Annotated in this window: 14 protein-coding genes and 2 pseudogenes; 1 reads left to right on the top strand and 15 read right to left on the bottom strand. The window is 38.0% G+C overall.

What is annotated here, in order from left to right:
- Positions 1-26 precede the first annotated feature (26 nt).
- From RGF10_RS01025 to tnpB, 8 genes and pseudogenes are all read right to left on the bottom strand, one after another.
- A complete protein-coding gene (locus tag RGF10_RS01025; RefSeq protein ID WP_318506494.1) occupies positions 27-968 on the bottom strand; it encodes a YybS family protein in 942 nt (313 codons plus the stop codon).
- A 311-nt stretch (positions 969-1,279) separates the two neighbouring features.
- Positions 1,280-1,519 carry a 30S ribosomal protein S18 gene (gene rpsR, locus RGF10_RS01020; protein WP_147536005.1) on the bottom strand — a complete coding sequence of 80 codons (240 nt, stop codon included), beginning with the start codon at positions 1,517-1,519 and terminating at the stop codon, positions 1,280-1,282.
- Positions 1,520-1,569: 50 nt separating this feature from the next.
- Positions 1,570-2,085, bottom strand: a complete 516-nt coding sequence (ssb, locus tag RGF10_RS01015) for a single-stranded DNA-binding protein (protein WP_318506490.1) — start codon at positions 2,083-2,085, stop codon at positions 1,570-1,572.
- Between the two features lie 79 nt (positions 2,086-2,164).
- Positions 2,165-2,455 (bottom strand): 30S ribosomal protein S6, encoded by a 291-nt coding sequence (rpsF, locus tag RGF10_RS01010; RefSeq protein WP_318506488.1) that lies wholly within the window; start codon positions 2,453-2,455, stop codon positions 2,165-2,167.
- Positions 2,456-2,914: 459 nt separating this feature from the next.
- Complete coding sequence (gene ychF, locus RGF10_RS01005; protein ID WP_318506485.1) at positions 2,915-4,015, bottom strand: redox-regulated ATPase YchF; 1,101 nt, start codon at positions 4,013-4,015, stop codon at positions 2,915-2,917.
- Positions 4,016-4,172: 157 nt separating this feature from the next.
- Positions 4,173-4,370, bottom strand: coding sequence for a DUF951 domain-containing protein (locus RGF10_RS01000; protein WP_318506483.1), 198 nt, complete (start codon positions 4,368-4,370; stop codon positions 4,173-4,175).
- Positions 4,346-5,234 (bottom strand): annotated as a pseudogene (locus RGF10_RS00995) (mechanosensitive ion channel family protein). Before RGF10_RS00995 ends, RGF10_RS01000 begins: the two are co-directional and overlap by 25 nt.
- Before the next feature lie 206 nt (positions 5,235-5,440).
- Positions 5,441-6,622, bottom strand: a complete 1,182-nt coding sequence (tnpB, locus tag RGF10_RS00990) for an IS200/IS605 family element RNA-guided endonuclease TnpB (protein ID WP_318506481.1) — start codon at positions 6,620-6,622, stop codon at positions 5,441-5,443.
- A gap of 247 nt (positions 6,623-6,869) precedes the next feature.
- Between tnpB and yyaC the strand changes: the two genes are divergently transcribed.
- Entirely contained in the window at positions 6,870-7,499 is a 630-nt protein-coding gene (yyaC, locus tag RGF10_RS00985) for a spore protease YyaC (RefSeq protein WP_318506478.1), read from the top strand.
- A 34-nt stretch (positions 7,500-7,533) separates the two neighbouring features.
- On the opposite strand, the gene RGF10_RS00980 is transcribed toward yyaC, so the two are convergent.
- From RGF10_RS00980 to mnmG, 7 genes and pseudogenes are all read right to left on the bottom strand, one after another.
- On the bottom strand, positions 7,534-8,241 hold the full coding sequence (locus RGF10_RS00980; RefSeq protein WP_318506476.1) for a DUF554 domain-containing protein: 708 nt from the start codon (positions 8,239-8,241) through the stop codon (positions 7,534-7,536).
- 330 nt (positions 8,242-8,571) lie between these two features.
- A complete protein-coding gene (locus RGF10_RS23680; RefSeq protein WP_412176663.1) occupies positions 8,572-8,829 on the bottom strand; it encodes a hypothetical protein in 258 nt (85 codons plus the stop codon).
- A gap of 83 nt (positions 8,830-8,912) precedes the next feature.
- A pseudogene (locus RGF10_RS23675) lies at positions 8,913-9,425 on the bottom strand (ParB/RepB/Spo0J family partition protein); the annotation flags it as partial.
- Positions 9,418-10,179, bottom strand: coding sequence for a ParA family protein (locus tag RGF10_RS00970; RefSeq protein ID WP_318506474.1), 762 nt, complete (start codon positions 10,177-10,179; stop codon positions 9,418-9,420). The gene RGF10_RS00970 and the pseudogene RGF10_RS23675, both read right to left, overlap by 8 nt.
- 366 nt (positions 10,180-10,545) lie before the next feature.
- Positions 10,546-11,421, bottom strand: coding sequence for a nucleoid occlusion protein (gene noc, locus RGF10_RS00965; protein ID WP_318506472.1), 876 nt, complete (start codon positions 11,419-11,421; stop codon positions 10,546-10,548).
- A gap of 118 nt (positions 11,422-11,539) precedes the next feature.
- The gene (rsmG, locus tag RGF10_RS00960) at positions 11,540-12,256 is read right to left on the bottom strand and encodes a 16S rRNA (guanine(527)-N(7))-methyltransferase RsmG (RefSeq protein WP_318506471.1); all 717 of its coding nucleotides are present in this window, start codon (positions 12,254-12,256) and stop codon (positions 11,540-11,542) included.
- 64 nt (positions 12,257-12,320) lie between these two features.
- A complete protein-coding gene (mnmG, locus tag RGF10_RS00955; protein ID WP_318506469.1) occupies positions 12,321-14,213 on the bottom strand; it encodes a tRNA uridine-5-carboxymethylaminomethyl(34) synthesis enzyme MnmG in 1,893 nt (630 codons plus the stop codon).
- Positions 14,214-14,237 lie beyond the last annotated feature (24 nt).

Genomic DNA, 14,237 nt, shown 5'->3' with positions numbered 1-14,237 from the left:
TGATAAACAATAAATACTGGAGTTCCTTATTGTTTCTTTTCCAACCGTCTTCTTAAATCAAATCCTAGGTCAATTATACCGAATATCCTCACAATATAAAGTAGAAACGGCAGTAACATTGAAAAAACAATCACGGTGACTGGAACAGACTTTCCAAATCCTTTTACATGGCAATAATAAAAGATAAAGGAAACCCCCTGAAGAATCATGCACATTTGTAAGATAAATAACAAATTTGAAACTGCAATATACAAATATGTCCCTTGTTCAGGATTGATGAACATACTTAATGCCATACAGATTAGATAATACCACAGCAAACTTTTTGGCAGTGTTAACTCCCTTAAAGGTGTCCACTGTGAAAGCTGTACACCAAATCGCTTTATGATTGGAATTGACACGATCATAATAAGCAATACACTCATAAAAGCACCTAATACAAATACGCTCGGCATTAACGTTTCTAACATTGACAAGTTATTCTGAAACTGCTGAATCACTTGCTCGTTTGGTGCTTGCCCGATCTTTTCCATCATATCAATGCTGATATCGGTGGATTCCTTCATCATTTGATTGAATTCCTTTATGATATTAACCTGAAAGAAAACAACCGAAACTATGTAAAATACAATTAAATTAGACAAAAAAACCATTGAGGACGCAAAAAATACAATCCATCTACTTTTATTCTTATGAATTAAGTAGCCAATACTTATCCCTGTCATTCCACAAACAATTGTCATTGGAATGGCGAGCATGGTTCCAAGTATTAAGGAAAGAAAGATTGCTCCCACTAATAATAAAGCCGAGCTTTTAAGATTGTTTTGGGCTGCAAACAAAATAAAAGGGAGAGGTAGAAAGAAATTAATAATTCCTCCAAGTAGCGGTATATAGAGTGTAATGAACAATAAAACAGAGAAGATTGCTAAAAACATTGCCCCTTTTGTTAACTGATTAACATTTTTCAATTCTTTTCCTCCAAAAACACACGCCCCCATTGTTGAGCATGCAATTATCAAATTCCCAGCCTTATATTATTTGCTGTGTTCTATTTACTAGTTGATTTCCGCTCCAGGTGATCAGATCAACTATCCACGTAAAAATCGAAAAAGGCTTTAACACAACCATATAATAAAAAACGACATATCTCTATTGTAGCTAGTATTATTCGTTGATTCAACTTTACATGTATATAGTCTTAAGAAAAACATTGTCCGTTAATCTAACACAGTTAAATACAAAAAAAGACAGTGAGCGAGCCCACTGTCTTTTCTCATTATTATTCACCTGATACGTATGGTAATAAAGCCATTTGACGTGCACGTTTGATTGCAACAGTCAATTTACGTTGGTATTTTGCGCTTGTGCCAGTTACACGACGAGGTAAAATTTTACCACGCTCAGAGATGAATTTTTTTAATAAATCCACTTCTTTGTAGTCGATGTGTGTAATTCCGTTCGCTGTGAAGTAACACACTTTACGACGCTTCGCACGTCCGCCTTTACGTCCTCCTGCCATTTTGAGTAACCTCCTTTATTTGTAATTTTTATCGTGGGTCTATTAACGGTTTAGAATGGAAGATCATCATCAGAGATGTCAATTTGTCCATCGCCTGCAAATGGATCTTCATCCACACGTTGATAGCCTTTATTGTTGTTATTGTTAGGTCGTTGATTCTGATTTTGATTATTTCCAAACGGAAAGCCTTGCTCCCGTGGTTCGTTATAACCGGTTCCACTTCCGCCTCTGTCACCAGAAGCACTGCCTCTTGGTTCAAGAAATTGAACACTATCTGCTACTACTTCTGTTACATAAACGCGTTTCCCATCTTGTCCTTCATAACTACGTGTTTGAATTCGTCCGTCCACCCCAGCGAGGCTTCCCTTTTTCAAGAAATTGGCTACATTCTCTGCAGGACGTCTCCAAATAACACAGTTAATAAAATCTGCTTCCTTTTCACCTTGTTGATTCGAAAAAGTCCGATTTACAGCAAGAGTAAAGGTTGCCACTGGTACGCCATTCGGTGTATAGCGAAGATCAGGATCTTTTGTTAAACGGCCTACAAGTACTACACGATTCATCATCAGAACCAACTCCTTTCTCCCTCATTAACAATGTTTCACGTGAAACATTTCTAATTGGAAGAATATATCTAGCTACGAATTATTTTTCTTCTTGTTTAATCACGATATGACGAATGATGTCTTCGCTAATTTTAGCTAAACGGGAGAATTCTTCAACCGCAGCTGGAGTAGCATTAACATTTACTAATTGATAGTATCCGTCACGGAAATCGTTGATTTCATAAGCAAGACGACGCTTACCCCAATCTTTTGCTTCATTTACTACCGCGCCGTTATCAGCTAGGATCGTATTGAAACGTTCAACTAAAGCCTTTTTCGCCTCATCTTCAATGTTTGGACGGATGATGTACATTACTTCGTACTTTCTCATCACTTTCACCTCCTTTTGGTCTACACGGCCCATTCGGGCAAGGAGCAACTATTCATTACTCACAAGGTAAAAGTATACCATATCTTTTCTTGACTTGCAATGTCTAGAGAACGGAAAAGAAGACAATTCACTAGAATTGCCTTCTCTTTGATATCAACCTACGTTTAATAAATCATTTGATAACTCGAAATTAACGTTTCTCAAGTTCCCTTGTCAAATGGTTTTGTTGATCTCCGCTCCAGTTGCTCCCTTTCCGCGGGGAGTCCGGGAGCCTCCTCGGCGCATCTGCGCCTGTGGGGTCTCCCGTGACACCTTCTCCCGCAGGAGTCTCGCACCTTACGCTCCAATCAACAATGTGCAGAAAATTAACGTTCGACTCAATCAAAATTTTTTTCATCCATCATTGTGCAAAAAATCGATTTGCATTAGTGTCTGTGTACAATTATCAATTGATTTAGTCTATACATTAAATCGGAAGTGGATGACGTCTCCGTCTTTTACTTCGTATTCTTTTCCTTCTAAGCGGACTTTTCCTGCTTCTTTTGCCGCTGTCATATTTCCAGCCGCTAGTAAATCCTCATAAGCTACTGTTTCAGCCCGAATGAAGCCTCTTTCAAAATCAGAATGAATGACACCAGCACATTGTGGTGCTTTCATACCTTTACGGAAAGTCCAAGCACGAACCTCTTGGACGCCTGCAGTGAAATACGTAGCTAAACCTAATAAGCTGTATGCGGCGCGAATTAATTGGTCCAGACCAGACTCTTCAATGCCTAGCTCTTGAAGGAACATTGTTTTCTCTTCACCTTCAAGTTCAGCAATTTCTGATTCAATTTTTGCACAGATCACGATAACCTGAGCATTATCCTTTTCAGCAAATGCTCGTACCTTTTGTACGTATTCATTATCAGATGGATCGACAATATCATCCTCTGATACATTGGCAACATACAACATCGGTTTAATCGTTAACAGATGTAACCCTTTGACAAGCTTTAATTGTTCTTCCGTAAATTCAACCGTACGTGCAGGTTTTTCAGCTTCAAATGCATCTCTTAGCATGGCTAGAACTTCAAATTCAGCTGTCGCATCCTTGTCTTTTTGCTTAGCCAATTTTTCAACACGGCCAATCCGTTTTTCAACAGACTCCATGTCAGCTAAAATAAGTTCTAAATTAATGGTTTCGATATCATCAATTGGGTCAACTTTCCCTGATACATGAGTGATGTTATCATCAGCAAAACAACGAACAACTTGGCAAATTGCATCAACTTCACGAATATGAGACAAGAATTTGTTTCCTAATCCTTCACCTTTACTAGCACCTTTTACAATCCCTGCGATATCAGTAAATTCAAATGCAGTTGGAACAGTTTTCTTTGGTTGTACTAATTCCGTTAATTTTGTTAAACGGTGGTCTGGTACTTCTACAATTCCTACATTTGGGTCAATCGTACAAAATGGATAATTGGCAGATTCTGCACCTGCTTGAGTAATTGCATTAAATAATGTAGATTTACCAACATTCGGCAAACCAACAATTCCGGCTGTTAACGCCATCCAGATTCACTCCCTTTAATTCATCTATTTAAAAATAGTATATTTTGAGTTCACGTCAAACCTTATAGTCCTTCACAATTATAGAGACAAGCTTATAAAAAGACAAGCGAATTTGCCTTTCATTAAACTTAGCAGGCAAAAAAAAGAAGCATGATATTTACTCTTCATGCTCTACAAGTAACTTTTTCATTTTTCGTGAAAACTCCCGACGAGGGATTAAGACGCTATGACTACAGCCTTCGCATTTGATCCGGATATCCATCCCCATTCGAATAATTCTCCAACGGTTGGTCCCACAAGGATGAGGTTTTTTCATTTCCACAATATCGTTTAAGTTATAATGATTTTCTTCCATCGTTTAAACCCCCTCCTTTTTCCCACTAAAATATTTTCTTTATTTTGATTTTCTGGCTTGGAATACATCACCATCCGTGGAACTGGTATTTCAATTCCGTGTAAATCAAACGCGTGCTTTATTTCTTTTCTAATCATACGCGAAACAAAAAAATGCTGCATAGGCAAAGTTTCTGCGATTATTCGTAATACGACATCAGAAGGCCCAAAGCTTTGAACACCTAAAAGCTGTGGTGGAGTTATTAAATCCTCATATTTTTCAGGCATTGTTTCCAATAATTCACGGATTACATATTCTGCTCTGTCTATATCCTCATCAATCGAGATTGAAATATCGACAATAGCCTTACTATTGTGAATCGAGAAATTCGTTACATCTGTAATACTGCCGTTAGGGATGATAAATCTTTCACCTGGATGCACCTTTAATTTTTGTTGTTCGTAAACCAATTTCCTCTACATCGCCTTGAAATGGACCGATAATAACATGGTCACCTACAGAAAATTGATCCTCAAAAATAATGAAAAACCCAGTAATGATATCACGCACTAAGTTTTGTGCTCCAAAACCAACTGCAAGCCCTACAACTCCTGCTCCAGCTAGAATTGGACCTACATTAATTCCAATCGTGGACAATACCATAATTAAAGCAATAAAATAAATAACATAAGTTAATATATTTTGGAGAAGCTTTGCAAGCGTTGCTTCTCGACGATCAGAGGTCCGAATAGGAGCACGGGAACGCATTTTAAAAATATTTACAATCGCTAGTTTTCCAATCCTAATAACTAAACCTGCTAAAATAAAGATGGCAATAGCCTTTAATACGACCATTCCAAGATTAATCCAAGTATCTTGGTCCATCAATTTTTCCGAAAGAGACAGGATTGCCTTTTCTGATAAATTCAACTGCTCACACCTACTTATGAAGATTATCTATTTTATTATCTTAACAGATATTTTCTTTTATCTAAAATTAAAATGCTTTATTGAACTACCCCTCCTTATCAAATCTACTATCTAATTGAAGAAGGGGATTCCTATGAACACCGAAGTATCCTTCAGTTATCTTAATAGGCTAGCCCCGCAGTTCCTGCGGTTAGAAGTCTTAGGGCTTCTTTTTTAAGATTGATACTTGCGTTAATATCTCTGTTTTCATGATAGGTTTGGCATTTTGGGCATTCCCATTCACGTAATCCAAGATTTTTAACGTCTTTGTTTTGAAAGCCGTAACAAGAACAGAGCTGACTACTGGCGAAGTTCTTGGATACGGTTATGACTTGTCTTCCATACCATTTAGCCTTATATTCAATCATACTTTTGAATTGCGACCAAGATACTTCACTAATGGCTTTGGCAAGATGATGATTCTTTAACATGTTTGAAACTGACAAATCTTCCATCCCAATAATGTCGTGGTTTTTGACAATTTGTGTGGAGATTTTGTCTAAATAGTCTTTTCTTGCGTTTGCTATTCTCTCATGAATACAAGCGACTTTTCTTTTGGCTTTGTACCAGTTCGCACCGCCTATCGTTCGTCTGCTCATAGTTTGTTGTGCTTTGGCTAACTTCTCTTCTAGAGTACGGAAAAACTTTGGATTGGAGTAGATCGTTCCATCAGAAAGAATGGCAAAGTCTTTAATGCCTAGATCCACTCCAATTACTGAGTTTGATTTAGATAATTCGGCTACTTCTATTTCTGTTCCCAGGGAAACAAAGTATTTACCAGAAGGATTGCATCTAATGGTTGCATTCAAAATTCTTCCTTCTACTTCACGACTTTTAGCAAAACGGACAAGGCCTAGCTTTGGTAATTTTATATAGTTGTTCATGACAGCTATATTCTCATTCGTCTGTTTAGTGGTATAAGATTGAACTCTATTCTTTTTTGATTTAAAACGGGGTTGTTTATTCTGCTTTTTGTAAAATCGTTCATAGGAATCCGCTAAGTTCTCAACCGATTTTTGCAAAGCAATACTGTCGACATTCTTCAAAAAAGAATAATGCTTCTTAAGTTCAGGCAGTGACTTTACTGTTTCATATTTGTTTAGGAATTGGTCCCTCCATTTATTTATTGGAAGTTGACCGTTTTGAACCATTTCTTCGACAATATACCAATAAGCATCTTTTTCTTTTTGTTTGCTTAGAAAAAAATTGAATACAAATCTTGAACATCCGATGGTTTTATTAATTAATTCAATCTGTTTTTTATTTGGATAGAGACGAAATCTAAAGGCTTTGTGAACCAGCATGAATCTCACCCCACAATATAGAAACATTTGTTCTCATTATATCGTGTTGAGGAACATTTTGGCTAACGCCAACCGACATTCATCTCCCACCTACTCATCGGGCTCCGCCCTTCACATTCCTTGAGGTGGGAGTCTTCTGTCGGAGAACAATAAATTTTTCCTAAAACATTCTTTTTATTAATAACGTACGTATAGATTGACATGATTATCCGTATACTGTTAGTACAATGAGAAGAGGTGGAAACTAATGAATTTTATACCAAATTTCTTCGAAAAGAAAGGCGGGAGCTCAAGAATTCTTCATGATGAAATAGCAGCGGCACAAAAACTATCATTAGAATTAAAACTTAAGATGGCAAACATGAAGGAGAACCGACCAATCGTCTTTGTATGTATTGGAACTGACCGCTCTACAGGAGATTCATTAGGACCCCTTGTTGGAACTCTTCTTGAAGAAAAAATGATTTCTCCATTTTTTGTATATGGAACATTGGAAAATCCTATCCATGCCGTAAATTTAAAGGAACAGCTTAGTGAAATCTTTGAAAAACATACGGATCCATTTATTATCGGAATTGATGCTTGTTTAGGTCGACTAAAAAGTGTCGGGGTTATTCAAATTGCTGAAGGGCCTGTGAAACCTGGAGCTGGGGTCAACAAGGAACTTCCAGAAGTCGGTGATATCCATATCACTGGAATTGTTAATGTAAGTGGATTTATGGAATTCTTCGTGTTACAAAATACACGATTAAACTTAGTTTTAAAAATGGCCAAAACCATCGCAAATGGCATCCATGAGGCAAGTATCGCCTTTCATCGCCACGAGCATTGGTCGGAACGGAATTGGGAACAGTTAAGTAAAGAGAGTACAACGTAAAAAAAGGGTAGGAAAACCTCCCTTTTTTTACCATTTAGATATTGAATAGGTAAATTATACTAACAATCACACCAGTTACTAAGATTCCGGGTAATAAATTAGCTACTCGGATTTTTGTAATTCCAACTAAATTTAAGCCAATCGCAAAAATCATCACACCACCAGTTGCCGTCATTTCGACGATAAAGGAGTCCATTAACACCTGCGGCACAAACCGATCAATCTGAGTGGCGAACATCGCTATGATGCCTTGATATAAAAAGACTGGAATAGCCGAAAACAATACACCAATTCCTAGTGTTGAAGTTAAAATAATTGCCGTGAATCCATCAATAATCGCTTTTGTATAAAGTACATCATGATCCCCACGAATTCCACTGTCTAGCGCTCCAATTACCGCCATAGCCCCTATTACGAAAATGAGGGAGGCTGTGACAAAACCTTCCGAAATACTACCTTGGCTGTTCGAACCAATTTTATTTTCAAGCCAATGTCCAACGGAATTGAGCTTGTTTTCAAGTTCAAAGTATTCACCAATTACAGTGCCTATCACAAGGCTAAAGATAACAATAAGGAAATTGTCACTTTTAAACCCCATCTGCAAGCCTAATACGATTACAGCAAGCCCAATGACGTTCATAACGGCATGTTTCATATCTTCAGAAATCCGGTGAAGTAACTTACCTATAAATGTTCCCAGTATAATTAGTACACTATTGACGATTGTCCCTAATAAAAACATGAATGCTCTCCAATCCTATCTTTTTGAATTTTAAAAAAGTTAATAGAATCAAACTACCACTATTGTAAAAAAATTTCATCCTTTTTTTATTTATGGCTATGTTGCAGTTTATTGTTGACTTGTTGTCAAAGTTGATTGGAACGGAAGGCGCGAGACTCCTGCGGGAGTAGCGTGTCACGGGAGACCCCACAGGCGCTATGCGCCGAGGAGGCTCCCGGACCACCCCGCGGAAAGCGAGTGCCTGGAGTGGAAATCAACTTTCTAAATTAACGTGGCCGTAGTTTAAAAGGTAGAGGGTTTACTGCAAAAAAAATAGCCAACATTTGTTGGCTAGGAGAAATCAGTAGAATCGAGCAATTCGAGAATCCGTTCTAGATCTTCTTTTGAATGAAATTCGATTTCGATTTTCCCCTTCTTTTTAGTTTGCTTAATATTAACAGTTGTACCAAAACGTTCACGCAAAAACGATTCCCGTTCAAGTAAAAAGACATCCTTTTTAGGCTTATCCGGTTTTGTTTCACGTGAAACATATTCATTTAGCTGTTGAATAAATAACTCAAGCTGACGAACGTTTAAGTTTTCTTTCATTATTTTTTCGACTACTGCAGGGATTTTTTCTTTTTTCGTAATCCCAACAACGCTCTACCATGACCCATTGAAATTTCACCAGATGAAATTAAATCTTGAATCTTTGGCGGTAATGAGAGAAGACGAACTAAATTTGCAATATGGGGTCTGCTTTTCCCAAGTCGCTTCGCTAATTGCTCTTGCGTTAATTCTAGCTTTTGCATCAGCATTTGATAAGCGGAAGCTTCCTCGATTGGCGTTAAATCTTCCCGCTGTAAGTTCTCTAAGACAGATAACTCCATCATTTGTTGTTCATTCAATTCACGAATCACAACTGGAACTGTTTCTAGCTTAGCTGCTTGAGCAGCACGATAACGTCGCTCTCCAACAACAATTTCATAGCCTTTTATACTCTTACGAACAATGATTGGCTGAAGGATTCCGTGTTCTAGGATCGATTGTTTTAGCTCATCAATCGCCTCTTGCTGGAATATTTTCCGCGGTTGATAAGGATTAGGGCGAAGTTCTTTGATCTTAACTTCTTGTACTGCTTCTTCGGAATCTGCTTCAATCTTCGGAAAGAATGCATTCAGACCCTTTCCTAAGCCTTTAGCCATTCACAACCACTTCCTTTGCTAGATCTAAATAAACCTCAGCTCCACGGGATTTTGAATCGTATTTAATAATTGGTTCTCCATGGCTCGGAGCCTCACTAAGACGTACATTTCTTGGGATAATCGTTTTATAAACTTTGTCTTGAAAGTATTTTTTTATTTCTTCAATAACCTGTAATCCCAAATTTGTCCTAGCATCCAGCATCGTTAAGAGTACACCTTCAATGGTCAATTCATGGTTAAGATGTTTTTGAACTAGACGAACCGTATTTAATAACTGACTTAAACCTTCTAGGGCGTAATACTCACATTGGACAGGGATTAGCACGGAATCTGCAGCAGTTAGCGCATTTAATGTTAATAAACCGAGTGAAGGAGGACAATCGATAATAATATAATCAAATTGATCTTTAACCTCTTCTAAAGCACGTTTTAACCGAACTTCCCTTGAAATCGTCGGGACAAGCTCTATTTCTGCACCAGCTAATTGAATTGTCGCCGGCAAGGCAAATAGGTTATCTAATGCAGTTGGTTTAATCACTTTACTTGCTTCAAGATCATCGACTAAAACATCATAAATGCATTGGTCTACATCTGCTTTTTCAATTCCGATACCGCTTGTAGCATTTCCTTGCGGGTCAATGTCTACTAACAAGACTTTTTTCCCTATGTATGCTAAGCAGGCGCCTAGGTTAACAGAGGTGGTCGTTTTCCCGACTCCTCCTTTTTGGTTCGCGATGGCAATAGTTTTGCTCACGACATCACCTACCTTCATTTCCTAAAAATCTAGCAATTAGCGAGGAATTTCTCTCTAATATCAAACAATAAACTGAAAAATAGAAACAATTGTTTCCAAATTCAAGGATAAACTTGCAATCATGTATTCTATTTTAACATGAAAAGGAAGCGAGAATAGAACTTTTATTTAAAATCTTGTTAAGAGATTAAGGTAGAAGTGAAGGAAATAATGGAAAAAAAGCACTTTAATGGATGTAAAATAATGCTTTAGTAGGATGGGGAAAAAAGATGCAGTTAGGTAAACTAAAAAATGCAAAAAAACAGGATAGAGGCCCAATAAATTTGTCCACATCCTGCTTTTCAATCTATTACTATTAAACTTGTATTATTTCTTTTTAGGAATTTTTATTGTAAATTGATAATAATCCTCAAACTCTTCTTCCTCAGAATTTAAATTAATTCCGCTATCAGAAACCATTGTTAACGATTGACGAATTGTATTGACAGCAATCCGCATATCCTTACTAAACGCTTTTCGTTTTGGTTTTGGCTTTTCTTCCGTTTGTTCTAGCATTTTTACAACACGATCTTCTGTTTGCTTTACATTCAAGTTTCTTTCTATGATTTCCGCTAATAATTGGATCTGCTTCTCTTGATCCTTTAACGGAATGAGCGAACGAGCGTGACGCTCTGTTATTGATTTATTCAAGAGCGCATCCTGTACTTCTTGAGGCAGCTTTAATAAACGGAGCTTATTCGCAACCGTAGATTGACCTTTACCTAGTCGTTGAGCTAATGCCTCTTGCGTTAAATTATGAAGTTCAAGTAATTTTTCGTATGCAATTGCTTCTTCAATCGGAGATAATTCTTCCCGTTGAAGATTTTCAATCAAAGCAACAGAAGCTGTTTCCGTATCACTTAAATTTTTTACAATCGTTGGTGCTTCATCCCAGCCAAGTTTTTTCATCGCACGCCATCGACGTTCACCAGCAATGATTTCAAATCGACCATCTTCGAATTCCCTCACAACAATCGGTTGAATAATGCCATGTGTATGTATGGTACGTGCTAATTCTTCAATTTTATCTTCGTCAAAAACCGTTCTTGGTTGAAAACGATTTGGAACGATTTGATCAATTGCAATTTTCCTAATTTCTTCACGCTCATTCGATTCCTCAAGCACAATCGAATGTTCTTCTTCAATTTGAACCTGTTCCCCCTTTTCGCCCAGGCCAAAAAAGCGTGAAAAAGAATTCTTCATCACCCTGCACCACCTTTACGAAACTCCCTAAATAGATTCTCGTTAGTCCAAACAATGATCCTTACGAATTCAATCCCTAAAACAAATTATGCCACAATATGAAGAAAAAAGGTATCCTCTATTCAACTGGAGTTTTATTTGGCGTACCTGGTTTTCTAGGATATTGCTTCGGTGTAGATTTTACTTTTTTTACAAGTAAAATTTTCCGTTCACTTTCTTCAATCGGGAGTAAAAAGGAATGAGTCTGTTCCACTTTTCCACCCATAACCGTAATCGCTTTTTTCCCTGCTTGCAATTCCTCATCTGCACTTTGCGCCTTCATTGCAATAAAAGTTCCACCAATCTTCACCAGTGGTAAGCAAAGCTCCGTAAGCACCGACATTCTTGCCACAGCTCGTGCCATGACCACATCATACTGCTCACGATGCTGTGGATTTTTCCCAAAGGTTTCAGCCCTGTCATGGATAAAGCGAACATTTTCCAGCTTTAATTCTTTTGCCAGATGCTCTAAAAAATGAATCCGCTTATTTAAGGAATCCACTATTGTAATATTGATATTAGGAAAAGCAATTTTTATTGGAATGCTTGGAAACCCTGCTCCTGCACCAACATCACAAATATTGAGTGGTTCGGTAAAATCAAAATAAAAGGCAGCAGAAATCGAATCAAAAAAATGCTTTAAATAGACAGCTTCCCGCTCGGTTATTGCTGTCAAATTCATTTTTTCATTCCATTCCACTAATGTTTCATAATATTGATTGTATTGCTCAAGCTGGCTTGGAGAAAGAGTAATCCCTTTCTCTGCCAACATCGACTGGAATTGATCAACATTCATCGGAAGGCCTCACTTATAAAAAATTTCAGTATCTAGAGGGCTTAGGCAAGCTAAACCCTTTGAATTAACTGTTATTAGATACTTTCGCAATTTTCCCTTGCTCAATGTATACAAGTAAAATCGAAATATCAGCAGGATTGACCCCAGAAATTCTTGATGCTTGGGCAATAGATAATGGCTGAACTTGTTTTAATTTTTGGCGTGCCTCTGTGGCTAGACCATTAATTTTATCGTAATCAATCTGTTCCGGGATTTTCTTATCTTCCATTTTTTTCAGGCGCTCTACCTGCTGCAAAGATTTTTCAATATATCCCTCATATTTGATTTGGATTTCAACCTGTTCCTGCACTTCGAAATCAAGTGGAATTTCACTTGGAACAAGTATATGAATATGTTCATAAGTCATTTCAGGACGTTTTAATAAATCGGAAGCTCGGATCCCATCCTTAAGGTCACTTCCACCTTGGGCGCGGATAAGCTGTTGGGCTTGTTCAGTTGGTTTAATAATGATCGAACGCAGACGTTCCTTCTCTACTTCAATCATTTCTTTTTTCTGTGCAAATTTTTGATAGCGCTCATCTGAAATAAGACCAAGCCTTTTCCCAATTTCCGTTAAGCGCAAATCTGCATTGTCATGTCGTAGTAGTAGCCGATATTCTGCTCTTGAAGTAAGCAAGCGGTATGGCTCAGCTGTCCCTTTCGTTACGAGATCATCAATTAATACACCGATATACGCGTCAGACCGTCTTAAAATCAATTCTTCTTTCCCTAAAGCTCTTCGACCAGCGTTTATTCCAGCGATTAAGCCTTGGCCTGCCGCTTCTTCATATCCGGATGTTCCGTTAATTTGACCACCTGTATAAAGGTTTTTGACTACTTTTGTTTCTAGTGTTGGCCAAAGCTGGGTCGGTACAACTGCATCGTACTCAATTGCATAGCCTGAACGCATGATTTGGGCATTTTCTAGTCCTGGAATCGACTTAATGATGTCACGTTGTACATCCTCTGGAAGACTGGTTGATAATCCTTGAACGTATACTTCTTCTGTATGGCGACCTTCTGGCTCTAAGAAAATTTGGTGGCGCGGCTTATCATTAAAGCGTACGACTTTATCTTCAATAGATGGACAATAACGTGGTCCTGTACCTTTAATCATTCCTGAAAACATCGGTGAGCGATGTAAGTTATTGTCAATGATTGTATGTGTTGTTTCATTTGTATAAGTGAGCCAGCACGGTAGCTGATCTGTAATATATTTTGTTGTTTCATATGAAAAAGCCCGTGGAACATCGTCTCCTGGCTGAATTTCAGTCTTGCTGTAATCGATCGTTTTGCTATTAACCCGTGGAGGTGTTCCTGTTTTAAACCGTACCAAATCTAAGCCTAATTGTTTTAAATGCTCTGAGAGCTTAATTGAAGGCTGTTGGTTGTTTGGACCACTCGAATATTTCAGGTCACCAATGATGATTTCCCCTCTTAGGAACGTACCTGATGTAATGACGACCGTTTTTGAGCGATAAATCGCGCCTGTTTTCGTAATGATCCCACTACAAACTCCGTCTTCAACGATCAATTCCTCGGCCATACCTTGAATTAAGGTTAAATTAGGGGTAGTTTCGAGCGTTTTTTTCATTTCATGCTGGTAAGCAAATTTATCGGCCTGTGCACGTAATGCTCTAACGGCAGGACCTTTACCAGTATTCAGCATTCTCATCTGGATATGGGTTTTATCAATATTTTTGCCCATTTCTCCGCCAAGCGCATCAATTTCGCGAACGACGATTCCTTTTGCTGGCCCACCAACCGATGGGTTACATGGCATAAATGCGACCATATCTAGATTAATGGTAATAACTAATGTATTTGCACCTTGGCGTGCTGCTGCAAGCCCTGCTTCACAACCAGCATGCCCTGCACCTATGACGATGACGTCAAAATTTCCGGCCTCATATGGCATTTATGATGCCTCCTTACTTTCATA

Source organism: Bacillus sp. T3 (assembly GCF_033449965.1).
Classification (GTDB): domain Bacteria; phylum Bacillota; class Bacilli; order Bacillales; family Cytobacillaceae; genus Bacillus_BU.
Note: the sequence above shows the minus strand (reverse complement) of the source record. Positions and strands in the feature narration are given on the sequence as shown.

What these genes read in the sequence shown, in the direction of transcription:
- rpsR (WP_147536005.1), bottom strand. Translation starts at nt 1,519, where the DNA reads ATGGCAGGAGGACGTAAAGGCGGACGTGCGAAGCGTCGTAAAGTGTGT.
- ssb (WP_318506490.1), bottom strand. Translation starts at nt 2,085, where the DNA reads ATGATGAATCGTGTAGTACTTGTAGGCCGTTTAACAAAAGATCCTGAT.
- rpsF (WP_318506488.1), bottom strand. Translation starts at nt 2,455, where the DNA reads ATGAGAAAGTACGAAGTAATGTACATCATCCGTCCAAACATTGAAGAT.
- ychF (WP_318506485.1), bottom strand. Translation starts at nt 4,015, where the DNA reads ATGGCGTTAACAGCCGGAATTGTTGGTTTGCCGAATGTTGGTAAATCT.
- RGF10_RS01000 (WP_318506483.1), bottom strand. Translation starts at nt 4,370, where the DNA reads ATGGAAGAAAATCATTATAACTTAAACGATATTGTGGAAATGAAAAAA.
- tnpB (WP_318506481.1), bottom strand. Translation starts at nt 6,622, where the DNA reads ATGCTGGTTCACAAAGCCTTTAGATTTCGTCTCTATCCAAATAAAAAA.
- yyaC (WP_318506478.1), top strand. Translation starts at nt 6,870, where the DNA reads ATGAATTTTATACCAAATTTCTTCGAAAAGAAAGGCGGGAGCTCAAGA.
- RGF10_RS00980 (WP_318506476.1), bottom strand. Translation starts at nt 8,241, where the DNA reads ATGTTTTTATTAGGGACAATCGTCAATAGTGTACTAATTATACTGGGA.
- RGF10_RS23680 (WP_412176663.1), bottom strand. Translation starts at nt 8,829, where the DNA reads ATGAAAGAAAACTTAAACGTTCGTCAGCTTGAGTTATTTATTCAACAG.
- noc (WP_318506472.1), bottom strand. Translation starts at nt 11,421, where the DNA reads ATGAAGAATTCTTTTTCACGCTTTTTTGGCCTGGGCGAAAAGGGGGAA.
- rsmG (WP_318506471.1), bottom strand. Translation starts at nt 12,256, where the DNA reads ATGAATGTTGATCAATTCCAGTCGATGTTGGCAGAGAAAGGGATTACT.
- mnmG (WP_318506469.1), bottom strand. Translation starts at nt 14,213, where the DNA reads ATGCCATATGAGGCCGGAAATTTTGACGTCATCGTCATAGGTGCAGGG.